Source organism: Streptococcus sp. SO2, from assembly GCF_030440025.1.
The window spans coordinates 177014-199048 of record NZ_JAQFJH010000002.1 but is presented as its reverse complement, the minus strand read 5'-3'; the positions used below and the strand labels follow the sequence as shown (position 1 = coordinate 199048).

At 43.8% G+C, this 22035-nt stretch carries 17 protein-coding genes; 8 read left to right on the top strand and 9 right to left on the bottom strand.

The features are described from left to right. Window positions 1-56: 56 nt before the first annotated feature. The 3 genes from PCY17_RS03390 to PCY17_RS03380 all read left to right on the top strand — a co-directional run bounded on the left by PCY17_RS03390 (window position 57) and on the right by PCY17_RS03380 (window position 1913). Complete coding sequence (locus tag PCY17_RS03390) at window positions 57-758, top strand: CPBP family intramembrane glutamic endopeptidase (protein WP_049479288.1); 702 nt, start codon at window positions 57-59, stop codon at window positions 756-758. Between the two features lie 220 nt (window positions 759-978). Then, complete coding sequence (locus PCY17_RS03385; protein ID WP_049479308.1) at window positions 979-1161, top strand: hypothetical protein; 183 nt, start codon at window positions 979-981, stop codon at window positions 1159-1161. A 26-nt stretch (window positions 1162-1187) separates the two neighbouring features. Continuing rightward, window positions 1188-1913: a CPBP family intramembrane glutamic endopeptidase gene (locus tag PCY17_RS03380; RefSeq protein WP_049479287.1), complete on the top strand. Its 726-nt coding sequence runs from the start codon at window positions 1188-1190 to the stop codon at window positions 1911-1913. Window positions 1914-1961: 48 nt separating this feature from the next. Here PCY17_RS03380 and nusB read toward each other — a convergent pair whose 3' ends face one another. The 9 genes from nusB to gatC all read right to left on the bottom strand — a co-directional run bounded on the left by nusB (window position 1962) and on the right by gatC (window position 9287). Beyond that, on the bottom strand, window positions 1962-2384 hold the full coding sequence (gene nusB / locus PCY17_RS03375; protein WP_049479286.1) for a transcription antitermination factor NusB: 423 nt from the start codon (window positions 2382-2384) through the stop codon (window positions 1962-1964). After that, complete coding sequence (locus tag PCY17_RS03370) at window positions 2377-2766, bottom strand: Asp23/Gls24 family envelope stress response protein (RefSeq protein ID WP_049479285.1); 390 nt, start codon at window positions 2764-2766, stop codon at window positions 2377-2379. Before PCY17_RS03370 ends, nusB begins: the two co-directional genes overlap by 8 nt. 21 nt (window positions 2767-2787) lie before the next feature. After that, complete coding sequence (gene efp, locus PCY17_RS03365) at window positions 2788-3348, bottom strand: elongation factor P (RefSeq protein WP_049479284.1); 561 nt, start codon at window positions 3346-3348, stop codon at window positions 2788-2790. An 80-nt stretch (window positions 3349-3428) separates the two neighbouring features. Further along, on the bottom strand, window positions 3429-4556 hold the full coding sequence (locus PCY17_RS03360) for an SPFH domain-containing protein (protein ID WP_000505819.1): 1128 nt from the start codon (window positions 4554-4556) through the stop codon (window positions 3429-3431). A gap of 8 nt (window positions 4557-4564) precedes the next feature. Further along, on the bottom strand, window positions 4565-5521 hold the full coding sequence (locus PCY17_RS03355; RefSeq protein ID WP_049479283.1) for a zinc-ribbon domain-containing transport protein: 957 nt from the start codon (window positions 5519-5521) through the stop codon (window positions 4565-4567). A gap of 99 nt (window positions 5522-5620) precedes the next feature. Further along, entirely contained in the window at window positions 5621-6016 is a 396-nt protein-coding gene (locus PCY17_RS03350; RefSeq protein ID WP_001032000.1) for a hypothetical protein, read from the bottom strand. A gap of 57 nt (window positions 6017-6073) precedes the next feature. Continuing rightward, on the bottom strand, window positions 6074-7519 hold the full coding sequence (gatB, locus tag PCY17_RS03345; protein ID WP_049479282.1) for an Asp-tRNA(Asn)/Glu-tRNA(Gln) amidotransferase subunit GatB: 1446 nt from the start codon (window positions 7517-7519) through the stop codon (window positions 6074-6076). Then, the gene (gene gatA / locus PCY17_RS03340) at window positions 7519-8985 is read right to left on the bottom strand and encodes an Asp-tRNA(Asn)/Glu-tRNA(Gln) amidotransferase subunit GatA (RefSeq protein WP_301391823.1); all 1467 of its coding nucleotides are present in this window, start codon (window positions 8983-8985) and stop codon (window positions 7519-7521) included. Before gatA ends, gatB begins: the two co-directional genes overlap by 1 nt. Next, entirely contained in the window at window positions 8985-9287 is a 303-nt protein-coding gene (gene gatC, locus PCY17_RS03335) for an Asp-tRNA(Asn)/Glu-tRNA(Gln) amidotransferase subunit GatC (RefSeq protein ID WP_045617614.1), read from the bottom strand. The genes gatA and gatC overlap by 1 nt, the downstream gene beginning before the upstream one ends. Before the next feature lie 165 nt (window positions 9288-9452). Between gatC and PCY17_RS03330 the strand changes: the two genes are divergently transcribed. From PCY17_RS03330 to PCY17_RS03310, 5 genes are all read left to right on the top strand, one after another. Further along, the gene (locus tag PCY17_RS03330; protein ID WP_301391822.1) at window positions 9453-10145 is read left to right on the top strand and encodes a TIGR02206 family membrane protein; all 693 of its coding nucleotides are present in this window, start codon (window positions 9453-9455) and stop codon (window positions 10143-10145) included. Between the two features lie 143 nt (window positions 10146-10288). Continuing rightward, complete coding sequence (locus PCY17_RS03325) at window positions 10289-11833, top strand: peptide chain release factor 3 (RefSeq protein WP_301391821.1); 1545 nt, start codon at window positions 10289-10291, stop codon at window positions 11831-11833. A 762-nt stretch (window positions 11834-12595) separates the two neighbouring features. Beyond that, on the top strand, window positions 12596-19306 hold the full coding sequence (locus PCY17_RS03320) for an accessory Sec-dependent serine-rich glycoprotein adhesin (RefSeq protein WP_301391820.1): 6711 nt from the start codon (window positions 12596-12598) through the stop codon (window positions 19304-19306). Between the two features lie 219 nt (window positions 19307-19525). Next, entirely contained in the window at window positions 19526-20752 is a 1227-nt protein-coding gene (locus tag PCY17_RS03315; RefSeq protein WP_301391819.1) for a glycosyltransferase, read from the top strand. Between the two features lie 15 nt (window positions 20753-20767). Next, complete coding sequence (locus PCY17_RS03310; RefSeq protein WP_301391818.1) at window positions 20768-21997, top strand: glycosyltransferase; 1230 nt, start codon at window positions 20768-20770, stop codon at window positions 21995-21997. Window positions 21998-22035: the final 38 nt, after the last annotated feature.

The following is a 22035-nucleotide window of genomic DNA, read 5'->3' as shown; positions in this document are numbered from 1 at the left end:
AAATAGTATATCCTCTATATTGCCCTAATAGAGAGTTTACCATTAGGAGAGAAAGAATGAAAAAGACAATACATTTAGGAATCTGTATGGTTTTAATGTTCCTGTACATTTATTTAACGCCATTAGGAGCTATAACTCTAGCTAGGACCTTTGGTTTAGGAATGGACAGCTATATAATCTTCCTAGTTGGAGAAGTGTTACTTATTTTCTTTTTATTCGTTTTGTGGTTGAAAAAGAAGAAGATGCTCTTTATCTTCGAGAAAAAGGGTTGGCGCTGGTCTTATCTCGCTTTCTTGGTGGCTTGTTTCCTTATCTATTCTTTTTTAAATGGATTTAGAATGCAGAACATTCGATTGATTGACCATAGCTTTATTTTCCAAGACCTTCTTTCGGAACTTTACTTAAATGGACGAGAAACGACTCTATCAAGTCTTGTATTTTTAATCTTTAACATTTCGATTGTACCTGTTGTTGAGGAGACAATCTATAGGGGTTATTTTATGAATACCTTCTTTCCAAAGTCGGAGTTTTATTTGGATGTGATCTTGTCTTCTTTCATCTTTGGGCTCAGTCACTTGGTTCTATCCCATCGTGACCCCATCAGTCTCATCATTTATAGTATTCTTGGTCTTCTATTTGCAGTCGCTTATCGAGTTACGGGTAGTCTTCGATTTACCATTGTTTGTCATAGTTTCTATAATGCGATTCCTTATGCTCCGTCGCTCTTATTTTATATTTATTATTTGATTTTTAGATAGTAGGAGATAAAGAAAAAAGTGTTTGATAATTGTCAAACACTTTTTCTAATTTGATGGGAAGATAGAGAAATCTCTTTTATCAATTTCTTATTTCTCAATTAGTAAAGCTACCGTTTAGGATGAAAATTTGACAGTTGAGGAGATAGGCTATAAAATAGACAAAAAAGATGTATACTGTAGATGTAAGCTTACAAAAATTTATTTTAAGGAGGTACTTGCAATGACAGGTACAGAAACATTTACAGCTCTTTCAACTGAAGACTTAGAACAAGCCTCAGGTGGTGGCATGATTTGGTTGGTTGATGATATAAATTGGAGTTGGCCTTATGCTTATAGCATTGCAACTGATTCGAGTACAATACGTAATAGAATGACTGGTTATGGTTACGGAATTATACCTTAATAGTCTAATAATTTAAAGGGGTAAGTATGAAAAAACTAGGGCATTTGGGAGTCTATACATCACTGGTATTTCTATCGATTTATCTACCAGAGTTAGGGATTTTGCATCTAACTAAGTTTTTAGGATGGGGGATAGATGGCTATTCTATCTTTTTAACAGTTGAAGTAATAGCTCTTTTGCTATTATTTATCTACTGGCTCAAAAAGAAAGAGATGCTCTATATTTTTGAAAAAAAGGGTTCAAAGAAGTCAAGATTCTTTTACCTTGTAGTTGGTCTAGTGGCTACTTATTTTGATCGTCAATTGGTGGATGCTTTTCAGTTACAGTTTCATCACCTAATTGATAACAAGTATATCTTTCAAGATCTTCTTTCGATTCTATACTCCAATGGGCAACCAACTTTTCTATCAACTGTTCTCAGTTTTAGTTTAACAGTAGTCGTCGCACCTATATTAGAGGAACTGATTCATAGAGGGTATTTTATGAATACCTTTTTCCCCCAGTCCAAGTACTATCTGGATGTTATCCTATCTGCTCTCATCTTTGGACTTAGTCATTTGATCCTAACTCACCGAGATCCTATCAGTTTGATTATTTATAGTTTAGGTGGTTTCTTCTATGCCCTTGTCTACCGTTGGACAAAGAACCTAAAAATCACCATCCTGTGCCATAGTTTTTTCAACTTTCTCATTTATGCAAAACCCATCTGGATTTTTGTTTATAATTATGTCTATTATCATTTTTTTAGATAGTAGGAGTCAAAGAAAAAGTGTTTGATAATTGTCAAACACTTTTTCTTTTTACTGTTCTTCTGTTACAAACTGGCTGAGTAGTCCGTTGATAAAACGGGCAGATTTTTGATCTGAGAAGTCCTTTGCAAGCTCAATAGCTTCATTAACCGCCACCAACTGTGGGGTGTCAAATGAAGTGATTTCAAAGACTCCCAAGCGAAGGAGGTTTCTCTCCACGAGTGTTAAACGCTCGATGGTCCAACCTGCTTTTAAATGCTGTGTGATTTGCTTGTCTAGTTCTTCCTTTTTAGTCTGAACACCAGAAACTAGCTCTGTCAAAAAGGCTGGAAGTTGCACATCCGTATCTTCACGATCATGAGTATAGGCGAAACGACAAGCAGTTTCGACATCCGTACCGAATTCAAGACTCATGAGAGCTTGAAAAGCGCATTTACGGAGTTGGCGTCTAGATTCTAATAGTGGACTAGTCATTGAGGAAGTCCTCGTCAAATAGATCTTTCAATTCTGGTTTTGGTGTTTTATCTGCAACGATACCTGCAACGTGAATATTGATAGCAGCGAGTTCTACATCAGCCATATTGCGGACGGCATCTTTAACAGCTTTCTGGATAGCAACAGCTACCTTAGGAACTTTTACTCCGTACTCAAGGTAGAGATAGATATCTGCTGTGAGCTCTTCGTCCACGTTTTTAAGATAAACACCACGGCCAAGAGAAAGTTTTGAAAGGGTGTCAGATACTGATTTGTTTGAAAAAGAGTGTACACCCTCTACTTTTGCAGTAGCAATAGCAATGATTTTTTCAAGTACACGTGGGGCGATAACGATTTCGCCAAGTTGTTCTTCAATTCCCATAGAATGACCTCTTTCTAGAGATTAGGCACGAGAAACGTAAGTTCCTTCTGCAGTGTTGATAACGAGTTTTTGTCCTGCTTCGATGAAGTCTGGAACGTTTACGACAAGTCCAGTTTCCATCGTTGCTGGTTTACCAGAACCTGTAACAGTAGCACCTTTGATAGATGGTTGAGTTTCTGCAACTGTCAATTCGACAGTAGTAGGAACGGTAACACCAATCACTTCAGTTCCGTAGAATTGGATCTTCACTTCTGAGTTTTCAAGAATGTAAAGCAATTCGTTTTCAACGTTGACTACAGGGATTTCGTATTGGTCGTAAGTTTCTGTATTCATGAAGTAGGCTGTGTCATCCATTTTGTACAAGTATTGAGCTGGGATAGTCTCGATGATGGCTTGTTCAAATTTTTCCTCTGGACGGTAGCTTGTGTCAAATGTAGAACCAGTACGGACATCACGCAATTTCATACGCATGATTGTATTTCCTTTACCTGGTTTGTGGTGGCTAGCTTCCAAAACGCGGATCAATTTTCCGTCAGCTGTTTCAAAGGTCATACCAGCCTTTAATTTACTTGCTTCAATCATGTTTTTACCTCTTTAATAAATAATTTACTCTTTATTGTACCATAAAAGACAACATTACTCAAATGTCAGAAGGAGCTTAATTAGTTGACTGGTACGATATTTCCATCTTCGTCTTTAGTAACGAGGACGTATTTTCCATCGACTTCGATGTAAAAATTCTTGCTGGCAGTTTGTCCAGTGTTTTGAGCCGGTGCTTGATTTTGAACTTGTTGGCTTAGTTGACCACCCAGAGTTTGGCCAAGATTCATGCCCATAAACATGTTCATCCCATTGCCATTCCCTTCGTTGGCAGCTGCAGCAATGAGCGCTTCATTGCGAGCACGGCGTTCTTCGATTTCAATCGTGTTGTACTTCATTGCCACGAGCTCACTATCAAGCTTGCGAACGATATCAAGACTTTCTTGGTCGTAGCTGAGGTCTTCAAGCAAGATATTGGTGGCTTCAATCCCGTAGAGGCCTGTCCAAACCTTGTTGACCTCTTGTTTAGCGAGTTCGTTAAAGGTGTCTTGATTGGCATTGAGGCTATAGATATCAACCTTGTTTTCGTTGGTATATTTGGCAATGGCAATCGCGATTTTCGGTGCGATATTTTGACGGAGCGTTCCTTGAGCTACATCTTGGAGAGTAAATGGCTGTCCGTCAGTAATTTGACGGCTAACAGAACTCACGTAGAAGAGGACTGGATCTGCTATTTTTACATCAAACAAGCCATAAAAACGGATGTTGAGCAGTTGTTGGTAACGTTCGCTGAAATATTCGACCGCATTTTGTGTGCCGAACTTATTACCTGCAATAGGTTGCATGCGGATAAAGATAATTTCCTGTTGGGTGATGACTTGTCCACCAAAAGAGAAACGGTTTTTAAAGTTTTCCCAAGTGCCTTTTAAACCACCTTTTTCAAGGAGCCAGGCGTTATCACCAGCTTGCCATTCGTGGCTACCTGCTTCGAGGACTTCACCAAGGAAGGTACCGTTGTTTACCAAAACAGCGGTATAACCTTGAGGAACGATAACCACACTGCCATCTGACAAAAGTCCAGTATTTTGATTGCTGTGACGAGAACGTCCATCTGGGTCTTTTGTGAGTAATTGACCTTTGACGGCCAAGGCGTCGCCAGAGACATTATCTGGAAGGACAATGGCTTCCTTGAATTTACTATCATTAAAACTATTTAAGCCTGCTGATAAGGCTGCACGTATAAATCCCATAATTCCTCCTAATTATAAAGCTCGTCTTCATCCACAACATCATAGGTATCGAGTACCCATTGGTTTGGACTGCGAGAGAGATTGGCACCACAGTAGTCGCACTCACTAACTGCAGAGATTTTCAATGGGGCGCCACAGTTTGGACAGTGGTCGCTCACAACTTCGTCTGGAGTGACTGCTTGCGTTTGGCTACCGTGTTGACGGATAAAGTTCAATTGATACACGGTGAAGAGATCTTTTTTAGGGTCTCCTTCAAGGACACGGCGAGTCTCATCGTCAATGACATAGTCCCGCAAGGTAGATGACAGGATCACCACTAAGGTATCGTTTCCGTCAGGATTTTCAATGAATTCCTTGATGCGAACATTTTCGATACAAACTTTCTCTAAAACATTAGTTGTTTTAGCACGAATATGGTCTTCGAGTTGGGTGCTATGTTGAGAGTAGAGACTGGTACTTTCCAAAGCGCGGACAGAGTTCCAATTTTTTTCAGTCCAGGCAACCTGCAATTTAAGGTAGACTTCCTTAACCCAAGATGTGAAGGCTTCCGCGTCAAAGTTTGGATCCCCGTATGTCACACGACTAATGGCCAGTGTGTTGTGCTCAACTCGACGGTGGAGCGTTTGATAATCATTACTAGTATAGGTTGAACTCGAATCTCCAGATTTATTCTGCAAGGATTTGACGATAACAACTAGTATGATTCCTCCGACTAATATGAACATAAATCCTAGGTAGGGAGAGCTAGCAGAACTGTCAGAGGATGATCCATATCCAGAGCGGTAGTAGTGGTAGGATGATCCACCAGAACGACTTCCACCTCCACTTGAGCGGCTGCTATTTCTGGAGCTACTGCGGCTACTCCCTCCACTTCTGGAATGTCCGACACCCGCATCAACGATTTGAGGCACGGATAGAAAAACAAGTAATAAACAGGTCATTAAAAGAGCATAAAACTTTTTCATGTGTCTCCTAACTATATGATTGGAAAGGTAGAATTCTGAATTCGAATGATTATTAAACTATTTAATAACCTTTAAAAATCATCTAAGATATACTAGGCGTTATTTACTAGCATTTAGCTTCTTTATGGAATGGCGTTCGATGAGCCATCCCACAATCCATCCTATTGCTAGCAAGTAATTTTCAAAAGCACCGATAGCATTTACAGGAGAGTGATACTCCATATAATTGAGTAAGTGATTTGTTCCTATTCCAATTCCGCCAATAATGAGAGCAAGAAGTGCGATTCGTAGATAGAACCAATCGTATTTAATATTGACAGCGAGAATAATAATCAATACAGCTAAATTCCATATTCCAATTTCTCGTTGCCAACCAGCAGATATTCCGTACCCGGAGTGGCTTCCCATGTACGATGGAAAGAAAATTTGTAGTATAGAAGCGCCTAACATAGCGATGATGACTAAGACAAATAGCAATCGTAAAAATTTGTTCATTTATTCTCCTTGTCTCATTCTCGTTTTAAAAGTAGAAAAAAGTGTATAAAGAGTAAATTACTCACTTTCTTTCAACTTCGCCAATTCCTGTGCAAGCAGTTTAAGGGCAACTTGTGGATTGGCTTGCCCTTTGGTTGCCTTCATAAGGAATCCTGTGAAGGCCTTGTCTGCGTTCCGTTTGCCTGACTTGAAGTCGGCAACAGCAGCTTCGTTATCCGCAAAGACTTGGTGGATAATTGGAATCAAGATAGCTGGATCTGAGATCTGGACCATACCTGCTTTTTCCACGTATTCACGCGCGCCACCGCCATTTTTAGCCAGGTGGACAAAGACTTTCTTGGCAATCTTAGATGAGATAGTGCCGTCTTCGATGATGGCGATCATTTCAACCAAGTTTTCTGGTGTCAATTCGATTTGTTCCAGTGTCTTGCCTTCAGCGTTCAAGAACTGAGCGACTTCCCCTTGGAGCCAGTTTGAGACTTGTTTGGCATCACCACCGAGGGCAACAGCTTTTTCAAAGAAGTCAGAAGTAACTTTGTTTGCCGTCAACTGGCTAGCGTCATAGTCTGACAAGCCAAGGTCAGATACGTAACGGGCACGGCGTTCTTTTGGAAACTCTGGCAATTCTGTACGCATTTCTTCGATCCACTCATCAGAGATTTCAAAGAGGGGTAGGTCTGGTTCTGGGAAGTAGCGGTAGTCTGCAGCACCTTCCTTGACACGCATGAGGATGGTTGCCTTGTTAGCTTCGTCGTAACGGCGTGTTTCTTGGCGGATTTGACCACCTGAGCGAAGGATTGCAGCTTGACGTTGGACTTCGTATTCGAGACCCTTGCGAACATTTGAGAAGGAGTTGAGGTTTTTCAACTCAGTCTTGGTACCGAATTTCTCTTGACCATAAGGACGAAGGGAGATGTTGGCATCCACACGCATAGAACCTTCTTCCATCTTAACGTCAGAAATGTCAGCGTACTGGATAACTTCCTTGAGGGCAGTTAGGTAAGCATAGGCTTCTTCTGGCGAACGCATGTCGGCTTCAGATACAATTTCAATCAATGGCACCCCTTGGCGGTTGAGGTCAACATAAGAGTAGCCATCTGTACCGTGGGTGTTTTTACCAGCGTCTTCTTCTAGGTGAGCACGTTCGATCCCGATTTTCTTAGTCGTACCGTCTTCTAGCTCGACTTCAATCCAGCCGTTATAACCGATTGGCTCATCAAACTGAGAAATTTGGTAGGCTTTTGGATTGTCAGGATAGAAGTAGTTCTTGCGGTCAAAGTGCATGTGCTTGTGGATGTCCATGTTGAGGGCAAGAGCAGCCTTGATACCAGCATCAACAACACCTTTATTGAGAACTGGCAGAACTCCTGGGAAAGACCAGTCAATCACGTTGGTGTTGGCGTTTTGGTCATTTCCAAAGTGGGCAGATGTAGGTGAGAAGATTTTTGAATTGGTGTTGAGCTCTACGTGGACTTCAAGTCCAATGACTGTTTCAAAGTTCATTAGTTATCACCTCCAAAAATCACAGGTTGTTGTTTGTGGTAGTCTGTTGTTGCTTCAAAGGCAGCAGCAGCTTGGTAAATGGTCTCTTCTGAGTATTTAGGACCGATCAATTGCAGACCAACAGGTAGTCCTTGAGAGAAACCAGCAGGAATCGAAATTCCTGGAAGACCAGCCAAGTTGACAGGGATGGTCAAAAGGTCAGCCAAGTACATGGCAACTGGGTCGTGGTTGAGTGAGTCCAAGTCATAGGCAACACTTGGAGCAGTTGGTCCCAAAATCAAGTCGTAATCCGCAAAGACGTTTTCGAAATCTTGGATGATGAGGGTACGGACCTGACCAGCCTTCTTGTAGTAGGCATCGTAGTAACCTGATGAAAGACTGAATGTACCAAGCATGATACGGCGTTTCACCTCTTCACCGAAACCTTGGCTACGGCTGTTTACATAGATTTCATCAAGGTTGGTCGCATCCTCTGCACGATAGCCGTAACGGATACCGTCAAAGCGTTGCAAGTTTGAGGAGGCTTCTGATGAAGCGATGATGTAGTAAACAGCTACTCCGTATTTTGAGTGAGGAAGACTGACTTCTTCGACGATAGTACCAAGTTTCTCAAAGTGTTTGGCTGCCTTGATAATGGTTTCTTTAACTTCTGGGTCAATTCCTTCACCGAGGTATTCCTTAGGCAAAGCAATTTTCATGCCCTTGATGTCTTGACCGATTTTTGAAGTAAAGTCGGCAATGCGGACAGGAGCAGAAGTCGAGTCTTTGGCATCTTCGCTGGCAATAGCGTTGAGCAAGAGGGCATTTTCTTTAACAGTTGGTGCAAAAGGTCCGATTTGATCTAGAGAGCTACCAAAGGCAATGAGACCGAAACGAGAAACCGTTCCGTAGGTTGGTTTGAGACCAACAATCCCGTTGAAGGCGGCAGGTTGGCGGATGGAACCACCAGTATCAGAACCGAGTGACAAGCGGACTTGCCCTGACGCTACAGCTGCAGCAGAACCACTTGATGAACCACCAGGAACCTTGCTGTGGTCCCAAGCATTTTTAGTGGCACCGTAATGAGAAGTCTCACCTGAACCACCCATGGCAAACTCGTCCATGTTGGTTTTTCCGACAACAATCATACCCTTGGCTTTGGCATTGGCAACAGCTGTCGCATCAAAGATAGGCTCGTAGTTGTAGAGCATTTTTGAGGCTGCAGTTGTCAGGATACCGTCTGTAGAGATATTATCTTTAACAGCCAGCGGAATTCCTGAAAGGACATTATCCGCATCAATTCCAGTTTCATCAATAGATTTGGCTTGAGCAAGAGCTTGCTCCTCAGCGATGGTGACAAATGAATTGAGGGCTTCCTCACGAGACTTGATATCTTCAAGTGTTGCTTGAGTTAGTTCAGTTGCTGAAATCTCCTTAGAAACAAGGAGATTGTGCAAGTCTTCAATCGTTTTGTTATTAAAAGTCATTAGGCATCTCCTCCATCATCTAGGATAGCTGGTACCTTGATATAGTAGTTGTCTTTTTCAGGTACGTTTTTAAACAAGCGATCACGGTCTGTTCCTTCTTCGGCCACATCAGGGCGGAGTACGGTCTTGCGGTCAGCCATAGTTGTAGTAGGTGCAATACCAGTTGTGTCAACTTCGCCCAGCAACTCAACCATATCAACAATTTTAGATAAGGTGGTCGCAAAGGCGGCAGTTTCTTCTTCAGAGAATCTTAATTTTGAAAGATTGGCAACGTGTGTTACCTCTTCTTGCGTAATTTTCATCTTGCATCCTTTCGTGAAATGATGATTTTTAGTCTGTTCTATTTTACCATATTTTCCTATAAATAAGGGAGCCAAACTGAAAAGAAATAGAAATTGAAAAATCGCTTCTAATTCGCTATAATGGTTAAACTAGAGAATAGAAAAAATAAGAGTTAGGATAGAAATATGTTCCATCAATTTATCACCAGATCTCAAACGGTTCCTCCTCCTATTCCACTCTTTTGGTATGGGGCTATGATGCTTCTTTTAGTGCTTTGTATTTATGGAGCACTTGCTTATCACAAAAATCCGAAATTTGTCCGCTTGTTTAAGTGGATTCAGATTCTCCAGTTGCTAGCCCTATATAGTTGGTATGTTGGTTTTGGAATTCCATTTTCTAATAGCCTTCCATTTTACCATTGCCGTTTGGCTATGTTTGCGGTGGTTTTCTTGCCTGATAAATGGCGGAGCAAGCAATATTTTGCCTTCTTAGGAGCAAGTGGAGCGGCCTTTGCTTTGGTTTACCCCGTTTTTGACCCCTATGATTTTCCCCATATTACTAGTTTTTCATTTTTGATTGGGCACTATGCCCTTTTGGTGAATTCCTTGGTTTACTTGATGAATCACTATGACAAGAGTCTGCTCAAGAAATATATGATTGTAGCCTATACTTTTATCCTCAACCTCTTTCTAGTTTGGGTTAATCAGGTGACGGGTGGAAATTATGGTCTCTTAAGAGATACACCGTTTATCTCGAATGCTCCTCTATGGCTAAAGTACCTCCTTGTGTCGGCCATCCTTTCACTGGCTCTTGTTCTCTTTGATATCTTGTTCAAGAAACGGTGGGAAAATAGAAATCAGGTAAAATCAGTACTCTAGCTTACTTTTTCATCAGACGAGCAATTGAAAAACTCCCCAAAATCCGATATAATGGAGAGTTGAAAGGAATGGTAAAATCCAATGTAAACATCATTCTTAGCTACTGAAACAACTAAAAATAGAGAATCAAAGAAAGAGAACTTATGACTATTCAAGAAGAAATCAAGAAACGCCGTACCTTTGCCATCATCTCCCACCCGGACGCGGGGAAGACAACCATCACTGAGCAGTTGCTCTACTTTGGGGGCGAGATTCGTGAGGCTGGTACCGTAAAAGGGAAGAAAACAGGGACTTTTGCAAAGTCTGACTGGATGGATATTGAGAAACAACGTGGTATTTCGGTCACGTCATCTGTTATGCAGTTTGACTATGATGGTAAGCGCGTGAACATCCTAGACACACCAGGGCACGAGGACTTCTCAGAAGATACTTATCGTACCTTGATGGCGGTGGATGCTGCGGTCATGGTCGTTGACTCTGCCAAGGGTATCGAGGCCCAAACCAAGAAATTGTTTGAGGTTGTGAAGCACCGTGGCATTCCAGTCTTTACCTTTATGAACAAGCTGGACCGTGATGGCCGTGAACCACTAGATCTCTTGCAAGAACTAGAAGAAGTCCTAGGTATTGCAAGTTATCCAATGAACTGGCCAATCGGGATGGGGAAAGCTTTTGAGGGCTTGTATGACCTCTATAACCAACGTTTAGAGCTCTATAAAGGGGATGAGCGTTTTGCTAGTCTAGAAGAAGGTGACCAGCTTTTTGGCAGCAATCCTTTCTACGCTCAGGTTAAGGACGACATCGAACTGTTGCAAGAAGCGGGAAATGAATTTTCAGAAGAAGCTATTTTAGCGGGTGAATTAACACCAGTCTTCTTTGGTTCAGCCTTGACAAACTTTGGGGTGCAGACCTTCCTTGAAACCTTCCTCAAGTTTGCTCCAGAACCACACGGACACAAGAAAACAGATGGCGAAATTGTGGATCCTTATGACAAGGATTTCTCAGGATTTGTCTTTAAAATCCAAGCCAACATGGACCCTCGACACCGTGACCGCATCGCCTTTGTCCGTATTGTTTCGGGTGAATTTGAGCGCGGCATGAGTGTCAATCTCCCTCGTACTGGTAAGGGAGCTAAGCTGTCGAATGTTACCCAGTTTATGGCGGAAAGTCGTGAGAATGTGACCAATGCCGTGGCAGGTGATATTATCGGGGTTTACGATACTGGTACTTATCAGGTTGGGGATACCTTGACAGTTGGAAAAAATAAGTTTGAATTTGAACCACTGCCAACCTTTACCCCTGAGATTTTCATGAAAGTTTCTGCTAAGAACGTTATGAAACAAAAATCTTTCCACAAAGGGATTGAGCAATTGGTGCAAGAAGGAGCCATTCAGCTTTATAAGAATTACCAAACTGGCGAGTACATGCTAGGGGCTGTGGGACAACTCCAGTTTGAAGTCTTTAAGCACCGCATGGAAGGCGAGTACAATGCAGAAGTAGTCATGAGCCCAATGGGTAAAAAGACCGTTCGTTGGATCAAGCCTGAGGACTTGGATGAACGGATGTCCTCAAGCCGCAATATTTTGGCCAAGGACCGCTTTGACCAACCAGTCTTCCTCTTTGAAAATGACTTTGCTCTCCGCTGGTTTGCGGACAAGTATCCAGACGTAGAGTTGGAGGAAAAAATGTAACTCAGCACCAACAATTGGAACTAAAGTTCCTAATTGTTGGACGCTAGTCGCTATTTGGCGAACTAGCTAACTGCCTTACTAACTACGTTTGGCAAATAGAATCGATTTGCCAAACTCCGTGTCGTAGTGTAAAATCGGCTTACCTAAACGCTTCACTAGGAAAAATCCACGAATCGATAATATTCGTGGATTTTTCCGTTGTAACGGGTAGTGAGAGGGCTAGCAACCTGCCTCACTAATTCATCGGCGAAAAATAATCGTTTTCGCCTCTTCGTGTCGTAGATTACGGCTATTAATTAGTATGGCATTTTTCTTAAATGCGTTGTAAGAAAAGTCCGCGAATGCTTTCGATTCGTGGATTTTTTCGTTGGAAAGGATAGAAAGTTACCTCGGCTACCGGCTTCATTGATTCATTTGTGAAACTGCCTTTAAATACTCTACTCCTAAAAGTCTGTGGATGCTATTGATTCATGGACTTTTTCTATATTTTGAATAAAAATCAATTCCCTGAGTGATTGGAATTATTTGCTCAATTTTTAAAGCATATAGAAATGGTTAAAAAATAAATAAAATATATTAACAGAACAATAAAATGAAGATTATATTGAAAAAACAGAATAGATTTGAAATCAAGTTATTTTTGAAATCATTTTCTTTCTTTAGGATATATTATAGATATTGAATTGTCGGTATATTTGGTATATAATAAGAAGATAGTATTTTATAGGTGAATAAATTCTTTTTCATATAGAGGGAAGTAACATGTTTTTTAGACGCCAGAAGGGTGAATATAGAGAAACAGACCGTGTAACTCGGTTCAAATTAATCAAATCAGGGAAGCATTGGCTACGGGCCTCGACTTCCCTTTTTGGCTTATTTAAGGTGATGCGTGGAAGTGCGGATGCGAGCCAAGTAAAGACAGAAATGGTTGAAAAGCAAGGAGGTCAGAAGTTGACCGGCTTGGATGTCTTGAAAGGGATAGCAGCTACGGGTACGATTTTAGGTGGTTTTGCTGCGACGCAAACGCGTGTTTATGCCAATGATGCAGTCGCTGTTGAAAAGACTGTCGAATCAAAAGATACCCTGGCGACGAGAGATTCAGTAGTGCTAGGGACGACACAGGATCATCAAGATGCTGCTAGCTTGTCTTTGTCTACCAGTCAAAGCCAGTCATTGTCAGAATTCAATTCGCAGAGCGCCAGTCAATCTGCCTCTACGAGCCAGTCTATCAGTGCCTCAAACTCTTCTAGCGTGAGCCAGTCGATGAGCCAATCTGCTTCCACTAGTCAATCCTTGGCAAACAGTCAAAGTGTAACTGCTAGTTCAAGTGAATCCCTTGGGACACAAAATCAAGCGAATAGTAATCTGTCAGAGAGAGCTTCAGTTGGTGTTCAAAGTCAGTACCAAGCAAGTGAGTCAGCTCGGGAGACAGTGAAAGAATCACAACCTTCGAAAGAATTAAAAGCAGTTGATTTTTCTACAGAATCCTTGCCTCAAAGTCGGTCTGGTCGTGTAAAGAATGAAGGTGTGACGGCTGAATCGAGTTTCACAATGACTTCTGTAGCCTTGACAGAAAAGCAAAGTGAAGAAAAACGGAAGAAATTAGAGGCCTTGTCTGCTGAGATTGGGCAGTTTCTAGCTCAAGCTCAGGGGCTTCCAAACTCGGATGAGGCGATCACGAAGGCTAGTCTAGCGAAGAATGAGATAGCAGAAGTCTTGAAAGGGGAAGCTTCTGACCTTGCCCCTATCCTACAAAAAGCTATAGAAGCTCGAAATAGTATTGCAAATGCTGTGTTACGTGCCAAGTCTGGACTTCGTGACAGCAGAAACGGACAAGCTTTGACCCAAGCTTCAAATACCGCTAGCTTCAGAGCTGCTAGGGATACAGAGAAGCCAGAACTTCAGAAAATAACCGTTACAGGTGGCGCAGTTCTAGAAGGACAAAAATTTAAAATTTATCGAGAAGAAAATTTTTCTGGGACCATTGAGTTTACTGATAACAGTGGTCGAATTGAACATGCAAAATTTGTTCCTACTGCTGTTCCCGCGGCCTATCCGGCTACTTCAACTGTTGTCTCATTCACTACGAGTAATGGTCAAAGTATCAGTATGATTGTTCCGACAAATAAACTAGCCAAAGATGGAAATGCTACAGCATCAAATCCTTTCACCGTTTCAATCACGGGTTCTGTTGGAAAAAATCAAGCAGTAAATAGTTTGTGGACTCGTTATGTTTTCACCTATGATCAGGAAGGTAATTTTAGCGGAAATACTACTGACGTAGGTCTTGTAAAAGATTTAACAGCCAACCCTGCCGCAATTCAATTTGAAGTCCATGCTCAGTCTGAAAAGTACGAACCAGCTATCAATGCTGAGGTGAATCGAAACTTTACTCTAACGGCCAATTCAGGGACTGTTTCTGTTGGTGAAGCCAGTCAGTACATCACGAATGCTACAGGGACACCAGAATTACCTACTACAGGAATTACTAAGGGAACTAGAACAACCTATACTTGGAAATCTGGAACCAATACGAATTTGTCTGCTGGTCGGCATACTTTGACAGCGGTGGTAACTTATCCAGATGGAAGTACGGATGAAATTGACGTGAGCTTTACTGTGCGCCCTCAGACGCCAAGGATAGAGAATCAATATCTTAACGAAAAAGGTGGGCTCTCAAATCAAGCGATTACGGTAGATGGGGTTGCTCCAGATGGGACTGTTACTCTTACAATTGCAGGGGAGACGTTCACCAAACAAGCAACGGTGAGCTCGACTAGTGTAACCTTTACTGCAAATGAGCTGAAGAAGGTATATGATCGTAATGGAGGACGACTTCCTAGTGGACCGGTGACTGCAAGTACGACAGTGGATGGTTTGGTTTCAGATACATTTAATGGACAAATCACGCCAAATCAAGCGTCAATTTCAGTAAGTAATAGCCAGTCTGCTTCAGCAAGTGCTAGTCAATCCGCCTCAGTAAGCTCCAGCCAATCTGCATCATTGAGTGCTAGTCAATCCGCCTCAGTAAGTTCAAGCGAATCTGCATCTGTAAGCTCGAGTCAATCCGCTTCAGCGAGCTCGAGTCAATCTGCATCATTAAGTGCAAGTGAGTCAGCATCAGTAAGTGCTAGCCAATCCGCTTCAGCGAGTGCAAGTCAATCAGCATCAGTGAGCGCAAGTCAGTCTGCCTCAGTAAGCTCGAGTCAATCTGCATCATTGAGTGCCAGCCAGTCAGCTTCGGTAAGTGCCAGCCAATCCGCTTCAGTAAGTTCGAGCCAATCCGCTTCAGTGAGTGCCAGCCAGTCTGCGTCCGTAAGCTCAAGCCAATCCGCTTCAGTGAGCGCAAGTGAATCAGCATCATTGAGTGCAAGTCAGTCTGCTTCAGCGAGTTCGAGTCAATCTGCATCTGCAAGTGCAAGTCAGTCAGCGTCAGTGAGCGCAAGTCAGTCTGCCTCAGTCAGCTCAAGCCGATCTGCATCAGTAAGTGCCAGTCAATCCGCTTCAGCCAGCGCGAGCCAATCCGCTTCAGTCAGCGCTAGCCAGTCTGCATCATTGAGTGCCAGCCAATCCGCATCATTGAGTTCGAGTCAATCTGCATCTGCAAGCTCCAGCCAATCAGCCTCATTAAGCTCGAGTCAATCAGCATCAGTAAGTTCGAGTCAGTCCGCTTCAGCGAGCGCCAGCCAATCAGCTTCAGTGAGCTCAAGTCAATCAGCTTCAGTGAGCTCGAGTCAGTCAGCATCGGTAAGTTCGAGCCAATCCGCTTCAGCGAGCGCGAGTCAATCAGCTTCAGTGAGCTCAAGTCAATCAGCATCGGCAAGTGCCAGTCGATCAGCTTCAGTGAGCGCAAGTCAGTCAGCATCGGTAAGTTCGAGTCAATCAGCTTCAGTAAGTGCTAGTCAGTCAGCATCTGCAAGCTCGAGTCAGTCAGCTTCAGCGAGCTCGAGCCAATCCGCTTCAGTGAGTGCGAGCCAGTCAGCCTCAGTAAGCGCTAGTCAATCTGTTTCAGTAAGTTCGAGCCAATCAGCATCAGTGAGTGCCAGTCAATCCGCATCAGTAAGTTCGAGTCAATCCGCCTCAGCGAGCTCGAGCCAATCCGCCTCAGTGAGTGCTAGTCAGTCTGCTTCAGCGAGTTCGAGTCAGTCTGCCTCAGTAAGCTCTAGTCAATCTGCATCATTGAGTGCAAGCCAGTCTGCTTCGGTAAGCTCGAGTCAATCTGCCTCAGTAAGCACAAGTGAATCAGCGTCAGTGAGCTCGAGTCAATCCGCTTCAGCAAGTTCGAGCCAATCAGCATCTGCAAGTGCTAGCCAGTCAGCGTCCGTAAGCTCAAGTCAGTCTGCTTCAGCAAGTGCGAGTCAATCAGCGTCAATGAGCTCAAGTCAATCCGCATCAGTAAGTTCAAGTGAATCCGCATCGGTGAGCTCAAGTCAGTCAGCATCAGCCTCAGTAAGTTCGAGCCAGTCAGCCTCAGCGAGTGCTAGCCAGTCTGCTTCGGTAAGCTCGAGTCAATCTGCCTCTGCAAGTGCAAGTCAGTCGGCGTCGACAAGTTCGAGTCAGTCAGCCTCAGTGAGCTCAAGCCAATCTGCCTCAGCAAGTTCGAGTCAGTCAGCCTCAGTAAGCTCCAGCCAATCAGCATCTGCAAGTTCGAGTCAGTCCGCTTCAGTGAGCTCGAGTGAGTCTGCTTCGGTGAGCGCCAGTGAGTCAGCATCGGTAAGTTCAAGCGAATCCGCTTCAGTCAGCTCAAGCGAATCCGCTTCAGTCAGCTCCAGCCAGTCAGCTTCAATAAGTTCAAGCGAATCTGCTTCAGCCAGCGTGAGTCAGTCTGTATCTGTAAGTGCTAGTCAGTTTGCTTCAGCAAGTGCAAGTGAATCCGCTTCAGCCAGCGCTAGCCAGTCTGCCTCAGTCATCACAAGCGAATCTGCATCAGTAAGCTCGAGTCAATCAACCTCAGCGAGCGCAAGTGAATCTGCTTCAGTAAGTTCGAGCCAATCAGTATCAGCGAGCGCAAGTGAATCTGCTTCGGCAAGCTCAAGCCAGTCAGCCTCAGCGAGCGCTAGTCAATCTGCCTCAGTAAGTTCAAGCGAATCAGCCTCAGCGAGCGCTAGCCAATCCGCTTCAGCGAGCGCAAGTCAATCAGCATCATTGAGCGCAAGTGAGTCAGCCTCTGTAAGCACAAGTGAATCCGCTTCAGTAAGTGCTAGCCAGTCTGCATCATTGAGTGCAAGTGAGTCAGCATCAGTAAGCTCGAGTCAATCCGCTTCAGTAAGCGCAAGTGAGTCAGCATCGGTAAGCTCAAGCCAATCCGCTTCAGCGAGCGCGAGCCAGTCTGCCTCAGTCAGCTCAAGTCAGTCAGCATCTGCAAGCTCGAGTCAATCAGCGTCTGTAAGCTCGAGTCAATCAGCTTCGGTAAGCTCCAGCCAGTCAGCATCTGCAAGTGCAAGTGAATCCGCTTCAGTAAGTTCGAGCCAATCCGCGTCCGTAAGCTCTAGTCAATCGGCTTCATTGAGTGCGAGCCAATCCGCTTCAGTAAGCTCTAGTCAATCTGCGTCGGCAAGTTCCAGCCAATCGGCTTCATTGAGTGCCAGTCAGTCTGCATCTGCAAGTTCGAGTCAGTCAGCTTCAGTCAGCGCCAGTGAGTCAGCTTCAGTAAGTTCGAGCCAATCCGCGTCGGCAAGCTCCAGCCAGTCCGCTTCATTGAGCTCCAGCCAATCGGCCTCAGTAAGTTCGAGTGAGTCAGCATCGGTGAGTGCAAGTCAATCAGCCTCAGTGAGTTTGAGTGAGTCTGCTTCAGTAAGCTCCAGCCAATCGGTCTCAGTAAGTTCGAGTGAGTCAGCATCGGTGAGTGCAAGTCAATCAGCCTCAGTGAGTTTGAGTGAGTCTGCTTCAGTAAGCTCCAGTCAATCCGCTTCAGTAAGCGCAAGTGAGTCCGCTTCAGCGAGCGCAAGCGAATCCGCTTCAGCGAGTGCTAGCCAGTCAGCTTCGGTAAGTTCGAGTCAGTCAGCCTCAGCGAGCGCTGGCCAGTCTGCATCTGCAAGCTCGAGTCAATCAACCTCAGTGAGCTCAAGTGAATCCGCCTCAGCCAGCGCCAGCCAATCGGCTTCAGCAAGTTCGAGCCAATCAGCATCGGCAAGTGCTAGCCAGTCAGCGTCCGTAAGCTCAAGTCAGTCAGCTTCAGTCAGCACAAGTGAGTTTGTATCGGCAAGTTCAAGTCAATCGGCTTCAGTGAGTGCTAGCCAATCAGCATCTGCAAGTTCGAGCCAATCTGTATCGGTGAGCTCAAGTCAATCCGCATCAGTAAGTGCTAGTCAGTCTGCTTCAGCAAGTGCCAGCCAGTCTGCCTCAGTAAGCTCTAGTCAATCTGCTTCCGTAAGCGCTAGTCAATCCGCGTCTGTAAGCTCAAGTCAATCAGCGTCAGTGAGCGCAAGTGAATCTGCTTCCGTAAGCGCTAGTCAATCCGCTTCAGTAAGTGCGAGTGAGTCAGCGTCTGTAAGCTCCAGCCAGTCAGCATCGGTAAGTTCGAGTGAGTCAGCATCGGTAAGTGCTAGTCAATCTGCCTCAGTAAGTTCAAGCGAATCTGCATCTGTAAGCTCGAGTCAATCAGCGTCTGTAAGCTCGAGTCAATCTGCGTCTGTAAGCTCCAGCCAGTCAGCATCAGTAAGCTCCAGCGAATCCGCTTCAGTAAGTTCAAGCGAATCTGCATCTGTAAGCTCGAGTCAGTCCGCTTCAGCAAGTTCGAGTCAATCAGTATCAGTGAGCGCCAGTGAATCTGCTTCAGTAAGCGCTGGTCAATCTGCTTCAGTGAGTGCGAGTCAATCCGCTTCTGTAAGTGCGAGTGAGTCAGCGTCTGTAAGCTCGAGTCAATCGGCTTCAGCAAGTTCGAGTCAGTCCGCTTCATTGAGTGCCAGCCAATCAGTGTCAGCGAGCGCAAGTGAGTCAGCTTCAGCGAGCACCAGCCAGTCAGCCTCATTGAGCGCCAGTGAATCTGCGTCAGCCAGCGCTAGTCAATCCGCTTCAACAAGTACTTCAACTTCTGCAAGTATGCTAGCAGACGAATTAGCATTGGAAAGTGCCTCGATCTCAGCAAGTACATCAGTGAGCGAATCTACTTCAACGAGCGCATCACTCTCAGCTAGCATGTTCGCCAGTGAATCGACTCTAGAAAGTGCTTCGGTTTCAGCAAGTATGTCAGTGAGCGAGTCTGCGTCGATTGGCGCTAGTCTCTCGACTTCAGATTCTATTAGTAGATCTGCGTCAGCAAGTGCTCTGGCATCTACTTCAACAAGCACCTCTCTCTCAATGGCAAATATTGCAAGCCAAGGTCAATCCGCTTCAAGCAAGCCAAAACAAGTCTTGCCAAATACAGGAGCGTCGACTTCAGTAGCATCTGCTTTGTTGGGAGCATTGACAGCTGTGACAGGTATCGGTCTTCTTGCCAAGAAGAGTCAGAATGACGATCAAGAAAGTCATTGATAAGATATAAAAATCAATGAATAAATAGTAAAATGGAAAACCTTTGAAAACATGATTTTTCAAAGGTTTTTTCTATATGTGAGAAGGGGGAAATCCTCTTTTGAGTTTGAAATAAACTAGGGGAAAAGGTATAATAGGAAGGTGAGATAATCATCGAAAAAATCAGAATTATAGTAGAAGAAAAGTAGCTAAAAGAATGTGAAAAGAAAAGGGGACGAAATGAAAAAAGAGCTTCAAAAAGCCATTGTACTCGGTGGTGATAATGCTTATATGGACAAGATTGAGACAACAATCAAGTCAATCTGCGCCCATAATCGAGCAGTGACTTTTTATGTTTTCAATGATGATTTGCCATCAGAATGGTTTCAGCTCATGGAGAGACGTTTAGAACCTCTAGCCTCAAAAATCGTCAATGTCAAGATTAGTCATCAAGGTTTGAAAGAATATAGTTTACCACTAGCTCACTTAAGTTATGCAACTTTCTTTCGTTATTTTATTCCTCAGTTTGTTAGCGAAGATCTAGCCTTGTACCTGGATTCGGATATCATCGTTAGATCAAACCTAGATCAACTCTTTTTAGAAGATATGGCAGACTGGCCAGTAGCTGCTGTCGCAGATGCTCTAGTTCCTAGCACTTTTAATGCAGGTGTCTTGCTGATTAATGTGGCTCTCTGGCGTCAAGAAAAGGTGACGGAGCACTTGTTGAGTTTGACAGACCAACTGCATGACCAAGTTTTTGGTGATCAGGGCGTGTTAAATCACCTCTTTGAAAGTCGTTGGAAATCGCTGCCAGCCACCTATAATTTTATGGTTGGTATGGATACGGTGGCTCGAAATTACCAGATGGATTCTTGGTATAGGGATTCTCTTGCTACTGAGAAGACAGCCAAGATTATCCATTATACAGGGGACAAGCCTTGGTACCAAATCAACCTCAATCGTTTCAGGGAGGACTGGTGGTTTTACTACGGACTAGAGTGGTCTGATATTGTCATGAAAAAATGTGATTTCCATAAAGGATTGGCATCTTTAGTTCAAGCTCCCCAGTATGCGACCGCAATTTTTACCAATACGTGTCACATAGAGCAAATCGAACACCTGATCCAAGAACTGCCCGATGTAGAGTTCTTTATCCTAGCTCATACCAATTTTGCACCGGAAATCATGAACTTACAATCACATCTGAATGTACGCCTCTATCCTTACTTTAATCCCATGAATGTCAGAAAAGTCTTGGAAAAGATTGACTTTTACTTGGATATCAATCATGAGGATGAAATTGCAAACATTATCCAAGAGGTGCAGCAAAGAGAAATCCCTATATTTGCTTTTGAGACCACTAGTCATGACTCGAGTGGTTGCAGTCATGTTTACTCACCAGCAGCTGTAGATCAAATGATCGAGTCTATCCGCACGCTTTTGGAATCAAAGAAGCAGTCGTTCTAAACTGAAGGAAACTAAATGAAAAAAACAATTGTTCTCGCAGGAGATTATGCCTATATTCGCCAGATTGAAACAGCATTTAAGTCTCTCTGCTATCATAATAGCCATGTCAAGGTCTATATCTTTAACCAGGATATTCCCCAAGAATGGTTCCGCGCTCTCAGGCCGATAGTAGAGCAAATGGGCGGTGAGTTAGTGGATGTCAAGATGCTTGGCGCCCAATTTCAGATGAACTGGAGCAACAAACTGCCCCATATCAATCACATGACCTTTGCCCGTTATTTTATCCCTGATTTTGTCGAAGAGGATAAGGTTCTTTACTTGGACAGTGATTTGGTTGTGACGGCTGATCTGACGGCTCTCTTTGAAATGGACTTGGGAGAAAACTACCTGGCTGCTGCGCCATCTTGTTTTGGAGTTGGGGTTGGCTTTAATGCAGGTGTGCTCTTGATCAATAACAAAAAATGGCGGGCAGAAGCTGTAAGAAAAAAACTTGTTGAGCTGACGGAACGGGAACACCTACATGTGAGTGAGGGAGATCAGTCCATCCTCAATATGCTCTTTCATGACAGCTATGCTTCTCTGGATCAAAACTATAATTTCCAGATTGGTTTTGACAGTGGGGCTGCCTCACATGGACATGAGTTCATCTTCCAGATTCCCCTAGAGCCCCTGCCAGCTATCTTGCATTTCCTATCCCAAGACAAACCTTGGAACACTCATTCGGTTGGGCGTTTGCGTGAGGTTTGGTGGCACTATCATCTGATGGAGTGGTCTGCCATTACTGAAAAATGGCGTCAGGCAGGAATTGACTATCCAGTCACAGTCTACCAGCCAGCTATGACTTGTGTTAATTTGACCAATTCCTGGCATCTTGAGAAAATCGACTATCTGGTTCAAGCCTTGCCAGAGGTGCATTTCTACATTGCAGCCTATACAACGATGGCACCGGAACTCATGCTCTTGTCACGTTTTGAAAATGTGACCCTCTATCCCAACACCTTTCCCCTCTTGGTCGAGAAATTGATCCAGCAGACAGATGTCTATCTCGATATTAACCACGATGACAAGTTGAGTGTTGTTTATGACTATATTTCACACTTTGAGAAACCAATCTTGACCTTTGAAAATACCCAGTCGCGGGAACTACCTGAAAGTGACTATGCGGGTATTTTCTCAGCAGAAAGACCGGAAGAAATGGTAGCAGCTCTGACAGCTTATCTGGACGAGAAAGCTCACGAAAACTGAGATGAGGATTTGAAGATGCTAAGATAAAAATGCTGAGT

Excerpts from the sequence above, each read along its gene's own strand:
- PCY17_RS03310 (WP_301391818.1), top strand. The coding sequence starts at position 20,768 with ATGAAAAAAACAATTGTTCTCGCAGGAGATTATGCCTATATTCGCCAG.
- PCY17_RS03350 (WP_001032000.1), bottom strand. The coding sequence starts at position 6,016 with ATGAACAAATTTTTACGATTGCTATTTGTCTTAGTCATCATCGCTATG.
- PCY17_RS03330 (WP_301391822.1), top strand. The coding sequence starts at position 9,453 with ATGTTCCATCAATTTATCACCAGATCTCAAACGGTTCCTCCTCCTATT.
- PCY17_RS03355 (WP_049479283.1), bottom strand. The coding sequence starts at position 5,521 with ATGAAAAAGTTTTATGCTCTTTTAATGACCTGTTTATTACTTGTTTTT.
- nusB (WP_049479286.1), bottom strand. The coding sequence starts at position 2,384 with ATGACTAGTCCACTATTAGAATCTAGACGCCAACTCCGTAAATGCGCT.
- PCY17_RS03370 (WP_049479285.1), bottom strand. The coding sequence starts at position 2,766 with ATGGGAATTGAAGAACAACTTGGCGAAATCGTTATCGCCCCACGTGTA.
- gatC (WP_045617614.1), bottom strand. The coding sequence starts at position 9,287 with ATGAAAATTACGCAAGAAGAGGTAACACACGTTGCCAATCTTTCAAAA.
- efp (WP_049479284.1), bottom strand. The coding sequence starts at position 3,348 with ATGATTGAAGCAAGTAAATTAAAGGCTGGTATGACCTTTGAAACAGCT.
- PCY17_RS03360 (WP_000505819.1), bottom strand. The coding sequence starts at position 4,556 with ATGGGATTTATACGTGCAGCCTTATCAGCAGGCTTAAATAGTTTTAAT.
- PCY17_RS03325 (WP_301391821.1), top strand. The coding sequence starts at position 10,289 with ATGACTATTCAAGAAGAAATCAAGAAACGCCGTACCTTTGCCATCATC.
- PCY17_RS03390 (WP_049479288.1), top strand. The coding sequence starts at position 57 with ATGAAAAAGACAATACATTTAGGAATCTGTATGGTTTTAATGTTCCTG.
- PCY17_RS03315 (WP_301391819.1), top strand. The coding sequence starts at position 19,526 with ATGAAAAAAGAGCTTCAAAAAGCCATTGTACTCGGTGGTGATAATGCT.
- gatA (WP_301391823.1), bottom strand. The coding sequence starts at position 8,985 with ATGACTTTTAATAACAAAACGATTGAAGACTTGCACAATCTCCTTGTT.
- gatB (WP_049479282.1), bottom strand. The coding sequence starts at position 7,519 with ATGAACTTTGAAACAGTCATTGGACTTGAAGTCCACGTAGAGCTCAAC.
- PCY17_RS03380 (WP_049479287.1), top strand. The coding sequence starts at position 1,188 with ATGAAAAAACTAGGGCATTTGGGAGTCTATACATCACTGGTATTTCTA.
- PCY17_RS03320 (WP_301391820.1), top strand. The coding sequence starts at position 12,596 with ATGTTTTTTAGACGCCAGAAGGGTGAATATAGAGAAACAGACCGTGTA.
- PCY17_RS03385 (WP_049479308.1), top strand. The coding sequence starts at position 979 with ATGACAGGTACAGAAACATTTACAGCTCTTTCAACTGAAGACTTAGAA.